General features: G+C 38.9%; 16 protein-coding genes. 7 read left to right on the plus strand and 9 right to left on the minus strand.

Features of this window, described 5'->3' with window-relative positions:
* Window positions 1-137: 137 nt before the first annotated feature.
* Complete coding sequence (locus NST93_RS10340; protein WP_405096709.1) at window positions 138-1,352, minus strand: MFS transporter; 1,215 nt, start codon at window positions 1,350-1,352, stop codon at window positions 138-140.
* Window positions 1,353-1,543: 191 nt separating this feature from the next.
* On the opposite strand from NST93_RS10340, the gene NST93_RS10345 reads away from it, so the two are divergent.
* Window positions 1,544-2,062, plus strand: coding sequence for a hypothetical protein (locus tag NST93_RS10345; RefSeq protein ID WP_405096711.1), 519 nt, complete (start codon window positions 1,544-1,546; stop codon window positions 2,060-2,062).
* Between the two features lie 173 nt (window positions 2,063-2,235).
* Here NST93_RS10345 and NST93_RS10350 read toward each other — a convergent pair whose 3' ends face one another.
* Window positions 2,236-4,149 carry a vWA domain-containing protein gene (locus tag NST93_RS10350; protein ID WP_405096713.1) on the minus strand — a complete coding sequence of 638 codons (1,914 nt, stop codon included), beginning with the start codon at window positions 4,147-4,149 and terminating at the stop codon, window positions 2,236-2,238.
* Between the two features lie 13 nt (window positions 4,150-4,162).
* Window positions 4,163-5,038, minus strand: coding sequence for an AAA family ATPase (locus NST93_RS10355; RefSeq protein WP_405096715.1), 876 nt, complete (start codon window positions 5,036-5,038; stop codon window positions 4,163-4,165).
* A 672-nt stretch (window positions 5,039-5,710) separates the two neighbouring features.
* On the opposite strand from NST93_RS10355, the gene NST93_RS10360 reads away from it, so the two are divergent.
* The 5 genes from NST93_RS10360 (at window position 5,711) to NST93_RS10380 (ending at window position 10,297) form a co-directional block, all read left to right on the plus strand.
* Window positions 5,711-6,313, plus strand: a complete 603-nt coding sequence (locus NST93_RS10360) for an ECF transporter S component (RefSeq protein WP_405096717.1) — start codon at window positions 5,711-5,713, stop codon at window positions 6,311-6,313.
* 69 nt (window positions 6,314-6,382) lie between these two features.
* On the plus strand, window positions 6,383-7,159 hold the full coding sequence (locus NST93_RS10365) for an energy-coupling factor transporter transmembrane component T family protein (protein ID WP_405096719.1): 777 nt from the start codon (window positions 6,383-6,385) through the stop codon (window positions 7,157-7,159).
* Complete coding sequence (locus tag NST93_RS10370; protein ID WP_405096721.1) at window positions 7,156-8,004, plus strand: energy-coupling factor ABC transporter ATP-binding protein; 849 nt, start codon at window positions 7,156-7,158, stop codon at window positions 8,002-8,004. Before NST93_RS10365 ends, NST93_RS10370 begins: the two co-directional genes overlap by 4 nt.
* Window positions 7,997-8,806: an energy-coupling factor ABC transporter ATP-binding protein gene (locus tag NST93_RS10375; RefSeq protein ID WP_405096723.1), complete on the plus strand. Its 810-nt coding sequence runs from the start codon at window positions 7,997-7,999 to the stop codon at window positions 8,804-8,806. Before NST93_RS10370 ends, NST93_RS10375 begins: the two co-directional genes overlap by 8 nt.
* A 219-nt stretch (window positions 8,807-9,025) precedes the next feature.
* The gene (locus NST93_RS10380; RefSeq protein ID WP_405096725.1) at window positions 9,026-10,297 is read left to right on the plus strand and encodes an amidohydrolase; all 1,272 of its coding nucleotides are present in this window, start codon (window positions 9,026-9,028) and stop codon (window positions 10,295-10,297) included.
* 73 nt (window positions 10,298-10,370) lie between these two features.
* Here the strand turns inward: NST93_RS10380 and NST93_RS10385 are convergent, their stop codons facing one another.
* From NST93_RS10385 to NST93_RS10400, 4 genes are all read right to left on the minus strand, one after another.
* Window positions 10,371-10,640 carry a hypothetical protein gene (locus NST93_RS10385; RefSeq protein WP_405096727.1) on the minus strand — a complete coding sequence of 90 codons (270 nt, stop codon included), beginning with the start codon at window positions 10,638-10,640 and terminating at the stop codon, window positions 10,371-10,373.
* 96 nt (window positions 10,641-10,736) lie between these two features.
* Window positions 10,737-11,921: a M20 family metallopeptidase gene (locus tag NST93_RS10390; RefSeq protein WP_405096729.1), complete on the minus strand. Its 1,185-nt coding sequence runs from the start codon at window positions 11,919-11,921 to the stop codon at window positions 10,737-10,739.
* Between the two features lie 278 nt (window positions 11,922-12,199).
* Window positions 12,200-12,835, minus strand: coding sequence for an MFS transporter (locus NST93_RS10395; protein ID WP_405096731.1), 636 nt, complete (start codon window positions 12,833-12,835; stop codon window positions 12,200-12,202).
* Window positions 12,807-12,938 (minus strand): hypothetical protein, encoded by a 132-nt coding sequence (locus NST93_RS10400; RefSeq protein ID WP_405096733.1) that lies wholly within the window; start codon window positions 12,936-12,938, stop codon window positions 12,807-12,809. Before NST93_RS10400 ends, NST93_RS10395 begins: the two co-directional genes overlap by 29 nt.
* 225 nt (window positions 12,939-13,163) lie before the next feature.
* On the opposite strand from NST93_RS10400, the gene NST93_RS10405 reads away from it, so the two are divergent.
* Window positions 13,164-13,904 (plus strand): hypothetical protein, encoded by a 741-nt coding sequence (locus NST93_RS10405; RefSeq protein ID WP_405096735.1) that lies wholly within the window; start codon window positions 13,164-13,166, stop codon window positions 13,902-13,904.
* A gap of 460 nt (window positions 13,905-14,364) precedes the next feature.
* Here the strand turns inward: NST93_RS10405 and rbsB are convergent, their stop codons facing one another.
* Window positions 14,365-15,300: a ribose ABC transporter substrate-binding protein RbsB gene (gene rbsB / locus NST93_RS10410; RefSeq protein WP_405096736.1), complete on the minus strand. Its 936-nt coding sequence runs from the start codon at window positions 15,298-15,300 to the stop codon at window positions 14,365-14,367.
* A 67-nt stretch (window positions 15,301-15,367) separates the two neighbouring features.
* Window positions 15,368-16,306 (minus strand): ABC transporter permease subunit, encoded by a 939-nt coding sequence (locus tag NST93_RS10415; protein WP_405096738.1) that lies wholly within the window; start codon window positions 16,304-16,306, stop codon window positions 15,368-15,370.

Raw genomic sequence — 16,306 nt, forward strand, 5'->3', positions numbered from 1 at the left:
AATTATCTATTTTCGGATTTCGTTGCAGACATTTTAAATTATAACCACTTTAGATGGTTAAATGCCAGCTTTATAATCAAAAAAATCAATTGTGAATATTAGAAAAAGAGGGACAGTCAGCGTCTGTCCCTCTTTTTCTATCTATTCAACTCTCTTATTTTCTCATCGCTTGGGAGCAGGAATGTAAGTAATCCCAGTATTGGCAGGAATGAGACTGCAATCATTGTTGGGGTTAATCCTACCCCATCAATTAGAACTCCAAAGAACACAGATCCCAGAGCTCCCATACCAAATGCCAGACCTACGATTAATCCAGACATTGTTCCAATCTTTTCGGGTACAAGCTCTTGTGCATATACAACTGCAACAGAAAAACTGGAAAGGATCAGCACTCCGATAATCCCAATTACAATCAATGCTACAAATGGTCCACAATATGGCAGCAATATCGTTAATGGTGCGGGAGCAATTAATGACAGCATAATAATTGTCCGTTTGCCAAATCGATCAGCAAGTGGTCCGCCGATAAAAGTTCCAATTGCACCAGCCAACAAGAAAACAAAAATGAACGTTTGCGATTGGGCAATTGTAAGTCCATACTCCTGAATCGCGTAGAAGGCATAGTAATTTGAGATTGCACTATGATATAAAGAGCGGACAAATACGATAACTACCAGTAAAATAACTGCAATCAGAATCGTTCTTTGCAGTTTTCCCTTCACTTTTGATTTATCCTTTTTCTTTGCATTATTGCGCTTAAAAATTTCTATTTGTGTTGCATACCATCTGGAAATATAAACAAGAAACAGAGACGCAATAAACGCAACACCGACAAACCAGATTGCTCCAAATTGTCCCATTGGCACGAGCACCAGTGCTGTAATAACGGGGGCTAGTGCCTGTCCACTATTCCCGCCAACCTGATAAATCGATTGTGCAAGTCCCCGTTTCGGCCCTGCAGCAAGATAGGCAACGCGTGAACCTTCAGGATGGAAAACTGCGGAACCTAATCCAATAAAGACGACACTTACTAAGATGAGCGGCAGATTTGGTGCAAATGCGAGTCCAAGCATACCGAACATACTGGATAATAGGCCAATTGGCAGGGCATATGGCATTGGACGACGGTCTGTATACATTCCAACAACAGGCTGCATAACGGATGCAACCATATTTAATGTAAAAGTAATAAGACCAAGCTGGGTAAAGGTTAACCCAAGTGACCTTTCAAGAATTGGAAACATTGCAGGAACGACTGCCTGCAAGGAATCATTTAATAAATGAGTCAGCCCCATGATAATAAGAATGGAATACATTGTTTTATTTTGTTGTAAAGTTTTGCTTTTTGTCATCGTCTGTTTCGCCAAATTGCTTCGCTTCTTTCTCTATTTTTCTTATGGTCCCTATTTTATCCTATCTTTCTGAAATAACAAATGAATGAACTTGGATAATTTTGCGAGCACTTAATACAGATTCATAAGTAATTGTCATAATTTATTCGTGCTTTTCTGTGCTATAATATACAAACAAGGAGGTGATAAACATGAGTAATGAAGAACAAATAATTGGAATGCTTCAAACCATTATGAAAAAGCAGGATGATCAGGGAAGAACTTTGGATGAACACAGCGGGATTCTAAAAGAGCATAGTGCTATATTGAATGAACATAGTGCTATTCTAAAAGAGCATAGTGCTATATTAAAAGAACACAGTGCTATTCTAAAAGAGCATAGTGCTATATTAAAAGAACATAGTGCTATTCTAAAAGAGCATAGTGCTACTTTGGAAAAGCATGGCAGCCTGCTTGAAAAACAAAGACAAACTTTAGAAAACCATAGTTCACAACTTGAGGAACATAAACAGCTCTTAACTGCCCTTATCTCTGGACAAGAATACCTAAAAGCCGAATTGGATGGATTTAAGATTTCTACTGCCAAAGAATTTGGGGTATTGAAATCTGAGGTAAACACGATTGCAATTAATCAGGAAATTTTACGTAATGATACGTGGACAAATAAAGTAGATATTCAGCGCATCAAGAAAACGATGGGAATGGCTTGAATATAGTCTAAACGCAAACTTCAACATATTTCCTCGTTTATCTTCTTAGAAAATCACTTCATAAAACATACTGAAACCAGGTTAGATACCCTGTCTAACCTGGTTTCTTACGTTGGCACATTCCGGTTCCGTCTAACATTCCAACTTAATCTGCGACAAACCTTCCTCCCACTCTAAATTGCTTTTAACAGTAACTTTTTCAGCAGTGATGCAAAAAGTTCGGGGAGTTCTGCAACGGTTGGTACCATGATACGTTCTTTACCATAGATATTTTGCATGATAATCTCTTCCCTCTCCCCAATTTCACCGTCTGCAAGGAACATTCCAATGACATCCATCCCTTTTTTTCGTCCTTCTGATACAGCAAGATATGTATCAACAATGCCATTTTGGTCATAGCCGGCTGCTGCAGGCTCGCCATCCGAGAAAACCAGCAAAAATTTATTTTTCTCTTGTCTGGTTTCTAAATCCTGTAATGCAACACGAATGCTAAAACCATCCCGATTATCCTCTTCTGGTTCCAACTGCATAATTTTTGCACCATTATTTTGATAAAGTGAATCGCTATGCCGATGAATCATATGAAAATAACTTGGCTGATAACCTTTTTTCACCTCATTTGCATCTTCCCAAAATCCAATGACTCCATGTGGTATCTTGAGTTGCTTTAGCACTTCGTGAAACAACACAATTCCTTTTTTTGTTTCTTCCATCTTGTTAACCATCGATGCAGAGCAATCAATAAGCAAGGTAAAGACAGCATCAACCTCATCAGATTCTTGATTCTTCTTATAGAAAACACGCTGACTATCTTCAAGTACAAGTGGCAGCAGTTTTTTCGATAGACGCCCAACAAGTAAATCTTTACGTGGTCTGTTTTTCTTATGTTCTATTGTCTTTTTTATCGTATTGGCAAGCTTCCGTTGATAAAATTCAATCTCCTTAACAAATTCCTGATAGAGCACTTCTTCTTCATGCTCAGGAATTCTTGCTTCCTTCAATAACATAACAGCGTCTGTATTTTCTTCTCCATAGACACTTTCACTGCCTTGTTTTGCATCCTTGGCTGCCTGTTTATCCAATGCCTCAAGCTGCGAATAATCTTTTTCCTTGCTTTCACCCGCCGTTCCTTGAATAGATGCCATCGCTTGATCAGCGTCCTCCGTTTCACGGGCTCCACCACCGAGCATACTCGTTCTGGTTCCTTGCTCCAGCTCAAATTGCAGGAAATTTTGCTTGCGGTCTTCGTTTTTATTTTCTCTGTGCCAAGTAGAAAACGTCTCATCAAAGTACTCACTTTCTTCCTTATCTACGTCCTCTTCATCATCATTTACCAGGTCATCTGTACGTGTAAGCTCATCGAAGAGCGTATTTTTCGTATAATTATCCAAATGTCCGATTGGAAATATAAAGTATTCGTTCGCAGCATCCTTATAATGCAGATTTAAACGGAACACGACTTGCTCGCATAAGCGTGCAATTTCCTGCGTCGTTTTGGCTTCAAAAAGGGAATAGAGCAGCGGTTTTAAGCTTTCCAGCCAGTTGAGCTGTTCTTCATTTGCTCTCGGGAACTCCGGATCAGGATGTTCGGACTGAATCAATAAATAGATCAGACAAAACAATTCATCCAGTGGAAAACTCCGCGTCACATTGGCTGCCAATTGCTGTGTAAAGTAATGCTTTAGATAGTTTTTTCGGATGCGGAAAATACGCTTCGTTCCTGGGCGCTCCTTTTTTACTATTTCTTCAAGACGAATATCTTCGAATAATGAAAAGAGTTGACTAGCGAATTTTGGCAGCCCTGCTTCCTCTATATTTTTCGTATACCTTTGCATTGCAGGAACATCTGAGTAACGCAAAGTTCCCACTGCCCGTAAAATAACATCTGATTTCAGACCTGCCTCCATTGTTTCTGAATCAAGCTTTTCCCAATATCTGCTTGCTGTAATTTTATTTGCGAATAGATCTGCCACAGCACCATAACTATAGGAAAAATTCAATTCAGGATTTGCGGCTAAAACAGTCGTTAAATCCTGCAGTTGCATAAATATTTTTGTATTGACGCGGGAATCATGGAATCGATACATCCAGCATTCTCCTTTAGAATAATGTTTCGGCTATGTTTTTCACAAATTCGCGTTCTCGTTCTTCCTCCAGTTTGTCAACAACGGAACGGAGAATTGCTCGTTTTGGCGGGATTAACGTACTTAAATCACATGCATCAAGCAATGCGCGAATCGAAGCAGCCTCTTCTGGTAATTTCCCCTGGTATACAGCTGTAATTAAATCATGTGACAATTTAACAAATAGATCTATTGTTGCTTCATCGGCCAGCTTGGTTGTGCTGGTAATCAGCTGTTTCAGCTGCTCCCCTTCAATATATGGCACTTCAATAACGATGAAGCGATTTTTCAAGGCTTCATTAAGAGGAACCGTACCGATATACCCCTCATTGATTGCGGCAATCACTCCAAATCCATCCTTTGCTGTAATAAGTTCATTCGTAAACGGATTGGTAATCGTTCGGCGATAATCAAGTACCCCGTTAATCAACGGCAATGTTTCTGGCTTTGCCATATTTATTTCATCAATATAAAGGAAACTTCCATCTTTCATCGCATTTGTTACAGGGCCGGGAATAAATTCAATCATTTGTTTTTCGTTTTCATATGCGAGTGTTTTAAAGCCGAGCAAGCTTTCCGCATCTAAGTCAACGGAACAGTTAACACTGAACATTGGCTGATGAAATAGCTCAGACAGCGTCTCAGCAAATTTGGTTTTCCCCGAACCTGTTGGGCCTTTGAGCAAGATGTTTTTTCCCATTGTTAAAGCAGATATAGCGTCAGTCAGCAGTTCCATATGTGGTGGAACATATCCTCCTTTGCGGATCAAGTCCTGAAATATTCCAGGGTCATTTCTGCGATTTATATGTAATTGCTGTTTAATCATTTCGGGCAGCTGTTCATTTATACTCATGTTGAAAACTCCTTCCTTTTATCCAATACACATACATCTTCACAACTGGGCAAACCTTCTGCCGTCCTTAACAAACTTTCCCAGTTCGTACACTTTCCTGATAAATATTTCTCTAACTATTCTCTTATTATGCCAATCATTTTACAGCGTGTATAATGCTTAATCAATCCAAAGGGATTATATCCCTGCACTGCCTTTATACAGTATACCTTCCCAGAAAAATTATAACATTCTTATTTAAGGAGCAATACTTATACGTGGAGAAGGCACGAAAAAAGCCAGCTCTCTTTCTTAATTCAAAAAGAGAACTGACAAAGCTTTCTATATATACAGCTAAAATTTTCTAATCGCTGTTTCTGATTATGTTAATTGATTGTGCTTCCTATTTCATTTATCAAGAAAATTGGACTATTATAATAATAATTAATCTATTATAATAGTATTAATAATGTAAGCGCAGTCAATATTTGAAAGGTTCTCAGATTTACTAAATCCACATAAAATAACAGAAATATACAAGTTACATATTTCACAAAATCGAGTTGATGGTTTTGCAGGATAACTTTTAACCGATATTCAATTACCAATAATACACATTCGAAAGTGCAAATGAAGGTGGCATTAGAAGCCTTAGCTTCTATCACATAAAACAAATATAAAGGGGATAAAAAGATGAGTAAAAAAAGCATGTGGTCACTGAAACTCTCAACCGCTGCAATTGTTTTAATTCCTGCTGCAATTGGGATTAACTATCTTGGCAAACTATTTGCTGGATTACTGAAGCTGCCATTGTGGCTTGATGCTATTGGAACGGTATTAGCGAGTATGCTAGCTGGACCAATTATCGGAGCGGCATCTGGAATTATTAATAATCTTATTTATGGTATTACTGTTGATCCAATTTCTACTGTTTATGCAATAACAAGTGGGGCTATCGGTCTTGTCGTTGGGATTATGGCATATAAAGGCTGGATTGCGAATATCAAAAAGGCTGTCGTTATTGGACTTGCAGTTGGATTAGTTGCAGCTGTCATCTCCACACCGCTTAATATGATCTTCTGGGGCGGTCAAACAGGTAATGTCTGGGGGGATGCGTTTTATGCATTCTTAATTTCTAATGATTTACCAGTCTGGCTGGCGTCGTTTGGAGATAGTATTGTCGTTGATGTTCCAGATAAGGTGGTTACAGTCATTATTGGCTTCCTGATTTTTAAAGGTTTGCCAAAAACACTTACAAACATCTATCGCAGTGACAATGAAATAGAGGAATTATAAGCACAAGGCAATCAGGGCCGGTTCTTCTGGTCCATTTCAAGGATCGGCCTTTGTCCTTTCAGGAGGTTGATGGTCATAGCTAAGTCGTTGACGTTGTATGTTGAAAGAAATTCTCTTATTCATAAGATGGACCCTTTAACGAAATTATTGTATATCTTAGTCACTATTGCAATCACATATATTTTACCTGTTCAAGATTTTGTTATTACGGTAACTGCGATAACGATCAGCTTGTTAATTATCGGTAAAGTTTTCCGCAAAATTTTCCCGATTATCATTCTGAGTCTTCTGCTCATTATTTCCATTATTATTGTCCAAGGAGCATTCCATCAAAACAATGAAACTGTACTCTTCTCAATTGGCATCCTTTCTTTTTATAAAGAAGGCTTAACCTATGCACTTTTATTAACATTGCGTGTTATTAATATGCTTTGTGCATTTGGATTACTGATTCTAACAACAAAAGCAGATGAGCTTGTGGAACGGCTAATTAAGATTGGCATGTCACCTAAAATTGGCTATGTTATTCTTTCCGTGCTGCAGCTCATCCCACAAATGCGTGCTGCTGTTGGTAAAATTACCGATGCACAGCGTTCACGCGGAATGGAAACAGAAGGTAATTTGCTTGTGCGGACAAAGGCCATTATTCCATTAATAGGACCTGTCGTTTTAAATACTTTAAATGATACACGTGAACGAGCAATAGCATTGGAAATGCGCGGATTTAATAGGAAGCAGAAGAAAACATTCCTCAATGAAACGAAATTTTATCGCTATCAAGGGATTGTTCAATTCGTTTTAATCACTGCTTTAATAGGAACGATTATCTGGAGGTTCTTTATATGAAAATAGTAGAAGTACAAGGACTTAAATATAAATACCCTGATTCGGAAAAATTAGTGTTAAACGATGTTTCCTTTACATTAAAACGAGGGGAATTTATCGGGCTTATTGGTAGAAATTCTGCCGGCAAATCAACCCTGTGCTTTGCATTAGCTGGACTTGTCCCCCACTTCTTCAAAGGTGCATATGGCGGTAAAGTACATATTGACGGCATCGAAGTAAGACATGCTGCAATAGAGGATATCACCCAAAAGGCAGGACTGGTCTTTGAAAACCCCTTTTCACAAATGACAGGTTCGAAATATACGGTATACGAGGAGATTGCATTCGGTCTGGAAAATATGGGTCTGGAACGTGCTGAAATGATAAGAAGGATTGATGAAAGTCTTGAACTTCTTGATATAACTGATATGAAGGATCAGTTTCCCTTTGGGCTGTCTGGCGGCCAAATGCAGCGCGTTGCAATTGCCAGTGTGATTGCAATGCGCCCAGATATTCTAATATTGGATGAACCAACCTCACAGCTTGATCCTCAAGGCGCTGAGGAAGTTTTTAAAGTTGTAGAAGGTCTGGCAAAAGAGGGGATAACCATTATCATGGCAGAGCATAAAATGGAAAAAATTGCAGAATATGCTGATAGGGTTTTATTGATGAATGATGGGAAACGGATTGATTTTAACACACCAGAACATATCTTTTCCCGGGATGATTTGATGGAGCATGGCATTGAGGCTCCTGCAATCACCCGGATTGCTAAAAAGCTTGGTATAAGAAATAACGATACAGGACTTTATCCTGTCCGCTATGATCAATTTTCTAATGATAGATTGGTGATAAAAAATGACTAAAATAAAAATAGAGAACCTGCATTTTTCCTACACAGCTGGAGCAGATATTCTGAAGGAAATCAGTCTAGAGTTAACACAGGAATCCATTGCAATTATCGGCCAAAATGGTGCTGGTAAATCTACATTCGCAAAGCTGCTAAAAGGGCTTTTGAAACCCGCAGATGGTACAATTTTTTATAATAAACAGGATATTAGCAAGATGACGGCAGCACAGCTAGCGAAAGACATTGGGATGGTTTTCCAGAACCCTAATGACCAGATTTTTAAAAGCAAAGTAATCGATGAGGTTATGTTTGGCCCTTTAAATATTGGCCAGTTGCCAGAAGATGCACGCATGAATGCTTTGACAGCACTGCGTAAAGCAGGACTCGAACACCAAGCAGAACAAAATCCATATGATTTGAGTTTGTCCGAACGCAAGATGATCGCAATTGCTTCCATTTTGGCAATGAATACCGAAGTAGTTATTTTTGATGAACCAACAATGGGACAGGATTATGCTGGAAAGCAAAAATTAAAAAGGATAATCACGGAACTTAAAGATGAAGGCAAATTAGTAATCTGTATTCTGCATGACATGGATTTTGCTGCAGAGGTTTTTGAACGAACCATTATTTTCAATCAAGGAAGAGTTCTGCTCGACGGAGCAACGGAAGAGGTTTTCATGGAAGAAGAGATACTGAAAATGGCCTTTCTTGAACAGCCGTCAGTGATGAAAATAGCTAAAAAACTCGGGATCGGCGAAGGCTATTTGACAGAGGATGAATTGACTAAAAGACTGCGTGGGGCATTCAGCAATTAATCCCTGTCCCACTCCAAAAACAATTTGTGTCTTAACTAAATCTCCCTCGAATTAACTTGCCTGATTCTGATTCTAATATTCCTGATGCACCAAAATAGTGAAACGCGATATGTTTTTTCAATCATTTCTGCAATAACGGGTCAAAAAAGATGCTACAATATATCTTATACACATTTTTAACCGGGATAAACCTTTCGCCCCAATCAAGGAGGACAAAGAATGACAAACATAGATACATTAAAGCTGGCTGAAGCAATCGAAGACTACGTTATTGATATCAGAAGAGATTTACATGAAAATCCTGAAGTCAGCGGTGAAGAAGTACGTACCATGAAGCTAATTATCGGTGAACTTGATAAATTAAATCTGAAGTATGAAACAGTCCCTAATGGAGGAATTATTTCTATTATCGAAGGCGAACAGCCTGGGAAGTCCATCGTGCTTCGCGGGGATATCGATGCCTTGCCAATGCGGGAAGTGCCAACAAACTTACAAGGTCCGCGTACAGTTATCTCGAAAACAGACCATGCTGCACATATGTGCGGTCATGATGGTCATACTGCTATGTTATTAGGAGCTGCAAAAATACTTGCTGAGAATAAGGATAAAATTAGAGGAAAAGTTATTTTGGCTTTTGAACAAGGGGAAGAAAAATGGCTTGGTATTACGAATCTAATGGAAAGATTAGTCAAGATAGGTGCGGATGGCGTTTGGGGTATTCATCTAAAAGCGGATATGCCTTCCGGGAAAATTTCAGTTGATCCCGGTCCGCGAATGGCGGGTTCAACCATATTTAATGTCATTATTAAAGGCAAGGGCGGACATGGTTCCAGGCCAGATTTGGCAGCGACCCCGCTCGATGTATTTACAGATCTCTATACAAATTTAAAATCAATGCGAATGAATACGCTCGATCCGTTTCAGGCTATCACCTTCTCTATAGGCAGTGTACATGCTGGAACAGTTGAAAATATTATCCCGGAAGACTTACAATTCAGCGGGACATTCAGATTTTTACACTACGAACAAGGTGTTAGAGCTGAAAAAGAATTTAAACGACTTCTAGAGAAGCTTTGTGATTTGCATCATTGTACATTTGAATATGTTGTTGAACCAAAAGCAAAGGATCTCTTAGTCCATAATCAAGCAGACTGTGCAGCCATTGCTAAAGAAGCAGTTATAAAAGCATTAGGCGAGCATGCTGTTGCAGCTCATCCAGCGTGGATGGCCTCGGAATCCTTCGCTTTTTACCAGAAATATTTCCCAGGCACCTTTGCTTTTCTAGGGGTGGAAAATCCTGATAAAGGAACTGGAGCTGATAATCATAACCCGCATTTTGACATTGATGAGGATGTCCTGAAATTAGGAGTCGCCTCCACTGTGCAATATGCTCTCGATTTTTTAAATCATGATAAGGAAATTGACTTTGCACCCGAACAAAGAACAGTTAAGAAGGTTGCTACAGATGCAGGGCTTGAAATAATTGATTAACCATAATCAAGCCTGCAGATTCAAAAGAAAAACCAACAAACAAGTTGACTCTGTTTGTTGGTTTTTTACTCATTTATGCGTCTTTTCCCGCTTCTTCTTGCAGCTTATTATAATACTGGACGCTGGTTAATGCACCTTCATCTACCATTTTCGCATCATCCACAGCCCCAACAGCGCCTGGTCTTCCAAGCTTTTTAACGTACGGGAAATTATCCTGACCGACTAGCTTTTCCATTTGTGTTTTTAATTTTTCCCGATTTTCACTTTTAGACAGAAATACAACTCCTGCGGCAGCACTCGCGGCTGCTCCAGCTATTCCAATGGTCTTCGTTAATTTACCCATAAAAATCAACATCCTTTCCATCAGATGAGGTATTAATCCCCTAATCACCAGTATGACATAAGTGAATGAAATATGGAAATTTTCAGTATACAGGAGTCAAATTCTGAGTCCGTGTTTCATATATTCAATTGTTGCCTTTCCTAATAGTTTTGCTGAAATGAGCAATGCTCTTTCATCAATATCAAATTTTGGATGATGATGTGGATAGCTTTCTTTTACATTAGGATATTCCGCTCCAACAAACATAAAGGTCCCTTTCACCTTTTCCAGGTAATAGGCATAGTCCTCTCCACCCATCGATGGTTCGGTTTCCTTTACTGCCTCAACTTCTGGAATATCTATGGCCAGTTCCGCAACGAAATTTGTTTCTTTTTCATGCGTAATTAGCGCAGGATAGCCCCGACGATAGTCTAATTTACCTTCTGCATGGTATAACTGACAAGTAGAGGCAATAACATTCTCCATTTCTTTTTCAATATAATTCCGAACCTGATTACTATAGGTTCTTACTGTTCCTTTTAATAAAGCAGTATCTGCAATTACATTATTCGCATTCACTGCTTCAAAGGTTCCAATAGAAATGACTGCAGGTTCTAATGGATCAATTTTTCTGCTGATAATCTGTTGCAGATTTCCGACAAGCTGGCTGCCAATGACAATGCTGTCCTTTGTCTGATGCGGATAGGCACCATGACCGCCCTTCCCCTGAATCTTCACTTCAAAGAAATCTGCCGCTGCATGAAGTGGACCAATTCGGTAACTCACTTCTCCTGCTGGTGTTTGTGCTTGTAAGTGAACACCAAAAATCACATCAACACCATCCAAGCATCCCGCTTCAATCATTGATTTCGCACCACCTGGGACTACTTCTTCTGCATGCTGATGGATAAAAACTACATTGCCTTCAAGCTCTGATTTCATTCCATTAAGCACTTTTGCTAATCCCAACAAAGCAGCTGTATGCCCATCATGACCACAGGCATGCATGACCCCATCATTTTTCGAGCGAAAAGGAATATCCGTCTCTTCTTGGATTGGCAAAGCATCAAAATCTGCACGTAATGCAACAGTCGGTCCCGGTTTGTCTCCTCTTAGAAAAGCAACAATACCATTGCCTCCAACATTTTTTCTTACTTCATGTCCCAAATTCTCTTGGTATTCTGCAATATATTTTGCTGTATTCGTCTCTTGAAAAGATAACTCCGGATTTTCATGAAGATGGCGACGAATTGCAACAATTTCATCATAGATTTCGTCCAGTTCGGTATACAGTTTTTCCATTCCGCTCTTCCTCCCTATATCTGTTGTTTTTGATAAAAAAGCATATAATATATATTATAATCTAACCATTAAATAATTAAAAGATTTAGAATAATTAACCCACAAGAGATAGCTATCGATAGCTGAAAACACAAAAAAACCGCAAGAAACCAGAATATCCTTTGGTTTCTTCCGGTTTTTTTAATCCATCCTGTTACTTCTTCGGCGGTTCTGCATCCTTTGGAATGAGTGATAAATAGGTTTCACCAGCTAGACGATCTTTTCCTTTTGGCAATTTATCAACAATCACGCCTGCAAAGAAAATACCTGCAGCCTGGTACTGTTTGTGCCCAGCCAATTTCAAGTAAATCAAGACCGCGCACTTGAACGAGATATGTTGGAATCCATGTTACAAGCCCCCAGTTCACTGCATAAATACAAAAATAAGCAATAACTAAGTTCCAAATCATTGGTGTTCGGAGGAGTTGCCCCATCATTCCCTTACCGCCCGTTTTCGTGTTTCTCTTTTCTATCACTGCGATGTCTTCTTCTGGGAATTTAATATAAATCCAATATAGAATAGTTATTACAGCACCGATCAATCCCATCATCAAAAATATCCAGCGCCAGCCAATTGTTGTAAGAAGTGCTGCCGAAAGGAATGGAATAATTAACGTAATAATCCCACTTGACGAAAGCATGACAGACATCGCTCTCCCACGTTCTTTGACTGGAAATGTTTGGGAGATAATTTTTGAGCTTGCTGGCTGGAAACCTCCCTCGCCAATCCCAAGCATAGATCGAATAATGACCATCGATGCAAGTGAAAACGCAGCACCTGTCAGTCCTGTAAAGATGGACCAAGCAACCACAGAAGCAAGCAAGACTTTTCTTGGTCCAAATTTATCAGCAAGCCAGCCTCCTGGAAGCTGCATAGTTCATAATATAACGGTCAGCATTTCCTAAACACCAGCCAAGAAAAAGCAAAATTAGAATCCAATTCCTTGTACGCTTATCCATAACAGTTTTATTTAGCATCCGATCATTCCCTCCCATTTCTGCTTAAATATAAGAAGGCGTTATTCCTCTGCGAGACAAGAAATGTCTTTAGAGGGATTACTCCTAAGCCTGCTTCATGTAAGCCTTGCATGGACGAGCGAGACAAGCAAGACTGCCGTTAGAACTCCTGGATTAATCTCTGCTGTCCCAGTTCGTATCATCTTTGCATAGACTATTATGGGTAAAAGTAAGGGGTGTAGATAGATGGGGCTTTACTTTAATGATAAGACGCATAAAAACATGTATAAAAACCAAGGCGAAATTGAGGGAAATAACCAAAGGATTTACGTGAAAAATCATATTTCTGAAATGATTAAGGAACAAGAAAAGATAAATAATTCTCTAAAACAAACACTGCTCGAAATTAAAACAACGAATGACCGCCACCAGCATAAAAATGAAAGTAAATGGCTGCATATAGAAGCACAATTAATGGAGCTGCAGCAATTCAATGCAGACTATAAAGTTATCGAAGAAAGGGTTATAGATTATTTAAGTAAGCTGGAAAAGGATAATGAGAAAATTCACGAGCAGCTCGAAGAAGGAAAGTTATCTGAACAGGAGCTTCAAGAAGAATTAAGCAAAATAAATTCCTCCTATCAAATAATTTCAAATCAGCTTGCTGACGCTGCTAGAGAGAATGAACAGCTTTCAATGAAGTTTGATAAGCATTCGAATTTGCAGGAAGAGCTTTCAGAACAACTAACTGTTCAGGTGGAGTCAAATGCGGAAATAGAAAAACGTCTGGATAATCAAGAAGCATTAACTGAAATAGTAATTAGGCAAATGGATCATTTTCGAAGTCTTTTATTTGAACGAACCAATTACTTATCAGAGAAAATCGAAGAAACATTCGGCTATATTTTGGGAGTGCTGACTAATAAACAAGCTGAAACGAATTTCTTAATGTATGAAAGTTCTAAACGCAGGGAGAAAAGTAAATAAAGACGTTGGGACAAAAGAAATATAATTTAATAAAATCCGAACGATACTTTAAATTCGTTCGGATTTTAAGTGAACTCCTGACTATCTTAATTCAGTACTTAGCATACTCCTCTGGAAAATTGCAGCCCGAATACACTTCGCTTTCCAGGGGCGGCTGGTGAGCCACGACGCACAGGACGTGCTAGTGCGTCGGGGCTCATCAGCCGCCTGCGGAAAGCGAAGGGGCAATTGGAATGCGGACCTTCAGCAGGATAATTAAAAAGCAAAACGAACATTAATCTGAATTAAGATAATCAGCACTTTCTATCGACTATGAATCTTTTTCCAGTTATAAAAGTTAACATTAAAAGCTCTTTATTCGATAATGTTCGTCTCTTATTTGGTTGGTATTAGTTAAGTCCCGGCCTCTGCTGTCCTGCTTCACTTTAAAATATGCTGATTTAAGATTCATTCCAATATTTTATTTAACCAATTCTAATTCTACAGGTACAAACTCTTCCACCGTTTCTCCACTTGCAACTTTGCCAGCTACTTCAATTGATTTTTCACCTAGCAATTCCGGTAATTGTGCTACCGTTGCATTCATTCGTCCTTCATTAACTGCTTCCATAGCATCATCAGTAGCATCAAATCCTACAACGATTATTTCATCTAACATGTTTTCGGCTTCTAGTGCCTCAACTGCTCCTAGAGCCATCTCATCGTTATGCGCAAAAACAGCATCAATATCTTCTGATCCCTGAATAATATTTTCCATTACAGATAAACCCTCGGTACGATCAAAATTTGCTGTCTGTTTGGCTACTACTTCAAAACCTTCTATCTCATCGATAATGTTATGAAATCCTTCACCACGGTCCCGTGTCGCAGAAGCACCTGGAATCCCTTCTAACTCAACAATATTCGCTTCCTCACCCAGCTGTTCTTTAATAAACTCACCAGCCATCTCTCCACCAGATATATTGTCAGAAGCAATATGAGCAATTATATCGCCGCCTCCAGAGCTCCTGTCTACTGTTATAACAGGGATATCCGAATTGTTTGCAGATTGTACTGCAGAAACAATCGCGTCGGAGTCGACTGGATTTACAATAAGTACATCAATATCCTGCTGTAAAAGATCTTCAATATCATTCAATTGCTTGGATGGATCGTCTTGTGCATCCGAAGTTATAATTTTGTATCCTGCCTCTTCAGCAGCAGCTTCTGTTCCATTTGCTAATGTAACAAAAAATGGATTATTTAAAGTGGAAACAGAAAAGCCAATTGTCACATCATTATTATCCCCTTCCTCTTTAGGCTCTGTAGAATCACTTGATCCTGGAGCATCGGTAGAACAAGCTGCTAAGAATACAAACAATAAAGCAAACCCAATTCCTTTTAGCCAATTTTTCATCTTATTTTCCTCCTAAAATGTATTGTGATTATTTTAAGGGTGTTTAGAACACCTTTATTTCTGTTCATTATTTTTTCTCACTGCGATCAAATAGTACTGCAACTAATATAATTCCGCCTTTAACAATTTGCTGATAAAAAGAAGATACATTTAATAAATTTAGTCCGTTACTGATTACGCCAATAATTAAAGCACCTACTAAAGTCCCTGCTATTCTGCCTCGTCCCCCAGCTAAACTGGTACCTCCAATGACAACCGCGGCAATCGCATCTAGTTCATAGGAAGTTCCTGCAGTCGGCTGTGCAGAATCCAAGCGGCTTGTAATAATAATTCCAGCCAGTACCGCTAACATACCAGTAATTGAATAAACCCAGATTTTCACTCTATCTGTTTTAATACCTGACAATCTGGCTGCATCTTCATTGCCTCCAACCGCATATACTTGCCTTCCAAACACTGTTTTTCGCTGTACAAAGTATAAAATGAAGAATGCAACTATCATAATAATAACTGGGAAAGGGATACCAAATAGATAACCCTTACCTATCATTTCAAATGAAAAACTATCAGATAATCCTGTAATTGGCATTCCATCCGTGTATACCAAAGTCGCACCACGGTAGATTGTCATCGTAGCGAGTGTTGCAATAAAAGGAGCTACTTTTCCTTTTGTAATCACAATTCCATTGATTGCTCCTAATGCAAAACCTATCATCAGACCTATCACTACTGCTAACATTGGGTCCATTCCGCTTGTTAACAATCCAGCTGTTAAAGCACTGCCCAAGGCTAATGTTGAACCAACTGATAAATCTATTCCAGCTGTCAGAATTACAAAAGTCATTCCAAATGCGATTAAAGCGTTTACAGAAACTTGCCTTAAAAGATTCAACATGTTATTTAAAGTGAAAAAATTATCATTGATAAAGCCTAGTATAATCGAGAAGATAATTAAACCAGCTAATGGTCCAAGTATAGCCATATTATTTTTTATAAATTTCTTCAT

This window comes from Oceanobacillus sp. FSL H7-0719 (genome assembly GCF_045040795.1).
In the GTDB taxonomy this organism is placed as follows: domain Bacteria; phylum Bacillota; class Bacilli; order Bacillales; family Amphibacillaceae; genus Oceanobacillus.

Excerpts from the sequence above, each read along its gene's own strand:
- NST93_RS10340 (WP_405096709.1), bottom strand. The coding sequence starts at position 1,352 with ATGACAAAAAGCAAAACTTTACAACAAAATAAAACAATGTATTCCATT.
- NST93_RS10345 (WP_405096711.1), top strand. The coding sequence starts at position 1,544 with ATGAGTAATGAAGAACAAATAATTGGAATGCTTCAAACCATTATGAAA.
- NST93_RS10350 (WP_405096713.1), bottom strand. The coding sequence starts at position 4,149 with ATGTATCGATTCCATGATTCCCGCGTCAATACAAAAATATTTATGCAA.
- NST93_RS10355 (WP_405096715.1), bottom strand. The coding sequence starts at position 5,038 with ATGAGTATAAATGAACAGCTGCCCGAAATGATTAAACAGCAATTACAT.
- NST93_RS10360 (WP_405096717.1), top strand. The coding sequence starts at position 5,711 with ATGAGTAAAAAAAGCATGTGGTCACTGAAACTCTCAACCGCTGCAATT.
- NST93_RS10365 (WP_405096719.1), top strand. The coding sequence starts at position 6,383 with ATGGTCATAGCTAAGTCGTTGACGTTGTATGTTGAAAGAAATTCTCTT.
- NST93_RS10370 (WP_405096721.1), top strand. The coding sequence starts at position 7,156 with ATGAAAATAGTAGAAGTACAAGGACTTAAATATAAATACCCTGATTCG.
- NST93_RS10375 (WP_405096723.1), top strand. The coding sequence starts at position 7,997 with ATGACTAAAATAAAAATAGAGAACCTGCATTTTTCCTACACAGCTGGA.
- NST93_RS10380 (WP_405096725.1), top strand. The coding sequence starts at position 9,026 with ATGACAAACATAGATACATTAAAGCTGGCTGAAGCAATCGAAGACTAC.
- NST93_RS10385 (WP_405096727.1), bottom strand. The coding sequence starts at position 10,640 with ATGGGTAAATTAACGAAGACCATTGGAATAGCTGGAGCAGCCGCGAGT.
- NST93_RS10390 (WP_405096729.1), bottom strand. The coding sequence starts at position 11,921 with ATGGAAAAACTGTATACCGAACTGGACGAAATCTATGATGAAATTGTT.
- NST93_RS10395 (WP_405096731.1), bottom strand. The coding sequence starts at position 12,835 with ATGCAGCTTCCAGGAGGCTGGCTTGCTGATAAATTTGGACCAAGAAAA.
- NST93_RS10400 (WP_405096733.1), bottom strand. The coding sequence starts at position 12,938 with ATGCTAAATAAAACTGTTATGGATAAGCGTACAAGGAATTGGATTCTA.
- NST93_RS10405 (WP_405096735.1), top strand. The coding sequence starts at position 13,164 with ATGGGGCTTTACTTTAATGATAAGACGCATAAAAACATGTATAAAAAC.
- rbsB (WP_405096736.1), bottom strand. The coding sequence starts at position 15,300 with ATGAAAAATTGGCTAAAAGGAATTGGGTTTGCTTTATTGTTTGTATTC.
- NST93_RS10415 (WP_405096738.1), bottom strand. The coding sequence starts at position 16,306 with ATGAAGAAATTTATAAAAAATAATATGGCTATACTTGGACCATTAGCT.